Origin of the sequence: Paenibacillus sp. 32O-W (genome assembly GCF_007679495.1) — a bacterium.
Taxonomy (GTDB): domain Bacteria; phylum Bacillota; class Bacilli; order Paenibacillales; family NBRC-103111; genus Paenibacillus_L; species Paenibacillus_L residui.
Genome location: NZ_VEGP01000149.1, coordinates 1 through 1449, shown reverse-complemented (window position 1 = coordinate 1449; position 1449 = coordinate 1). Strand labels below are relative to the sequence as shown.

Sequence of the window (1449 nt, the reverse complement as noted above, 5' to 3'; positions counted from 1 at the left end):
TTGGGGGTGAAACAATAGAAGACCCTAGCTAGGAAGCTAGAGTCTGCAACGGAATGTGAATTCCGAGAAGCTTAAATGCTTATTTGGAGGGGATATTTTCAACCATCACGCAGATATCTGAAAAGGACGGCAGCTGATCGCTGACTTGTCTTTCCCTTTCCGGTTAAAAAGGCATGAAGCCATCTCGGCTGATCTTAAGCTGCTCCGGAGCGAATACGGCCCCCATGGCATTGACCACTTGCAAATAAGCCTCCGGATGATACCAGTCCTCGTATCCCATTCCTTCGTACAGGGAGCGCAAACCAAGCTGCTTCGTCCGTTTGCCCCCGCTGCCGTCCCCCATGAAATAATCATCGATGCATACTCTGTCTGTAGCTGCTTTCAACAAAGAGGGGAACTTGTCGCTGGAGGGCAGGACAGGGGCTACCGCCGCTTGGGTGGGAAGGCCGGCCTCCGTCAGCTCCCGCAGAGCTTTAAGCCTCGCCTGGATCGGCGGCGCGTAGGGCGAGAAAACTTTGCGCACTTGGTCGAGATCCGTCTCTATCGTTACGCTGATCCGAATCTTGTCCCGCAATTTCTCGAACAAATCGATATCCCTCGTCACCAGCGGACTGCGGGTCTGCACGAACAGGAAGTCCGGCTGCGCCTCCGCCTCTTCCGTCATCGCCTCCAGCAGCGAACGAGTGACCTTCTCTTTATACTCCACAGGCTGATACGGGTCTGTACTGGAGGACATGAAGATCGTAACCGGGCCTTTGCGCTTGGCATTGCGCAGTTCCTTCAGGAGCTGTTCCCGGGCACCGCTTTTGATATCGACCCAGGTCCCCCACTCCTGATCACGAAACAAGCCGACGGGCATCCTCCGGACATAGCAGTAGGAACAGGCAAAGGAACAGCCGGTATAAGGGTTCAACGTATGCGAATACCCCTGCAGAAAGCCGCTCCCCGGATTCAACAGTTTCCCGGGTTTTTTATATTCCAGGCTGATCTTCATGTGGATCCTCCTTCTGGTTCTTAGCAATCCATATACTATATTAAAAAGGTTGTTAAACAGTCCTGTAGAAATATGGGCGACGCGCTCGAGTTGCTTCGAAGAGCTGGCAAAAGTACGGTTTTTTTTGCAGGCGCTGGACGCGTAAAGCCAGAGTTGCCTCGAAGACGAGCAAAAGTGCATGTCTTTTTGCGGAAATCCGGCAAAACTCGAGAAAGACGAGCAAAAGTGCATGTCTTTTTGCGGATATCCGGCAAAACTCGAGAAAGACGAGCAAAAGTGCATGTCTTTCCCCGCCAAAAACGGGAAAATCGCCGAAATCGCAAAATTTACCTGCACAATTGCTGGTCTTTTGCCGATTTTAGCTAAAATCGCTCTGAAGACGTGCACTTTTGCAGGTCTTTTTGCAGGCGCTGGACGCGTAAAGCCAGAGTTGCCTCGAAGACGAGCAAAAGTGC

General features: G+C 52.0%; 2 protein-coding genes. One reads left to right on the top strand and one right to left on the bottom strand.

From position 1 onward, the window contains the following. Positions 1–163: 163 nt before the first annotated feature. Positions 164–994 (bottom strand): SPL family radical SAM protein, encoded by an 831-nt coding sequence (locus FS806_RS25185; RefSeq protein ID WP_144942088.1) that lies wholly within the window; start codon positions 992–994, stop codon positions 164–166. 178 nt (positions 995–1172) lie between these two features. On the opposite strand from FS806_RS25185, the gene FS806_RS26440 reads away from it, so the two are divergent. Beyond that, positions 1173–1449, top strand: a 277-nt coding sequence (locus FS806_RS26440) for a hypothetical protein (protein WP_222126774.1), incomplete at its 3' end; no start/stop codon positions are given.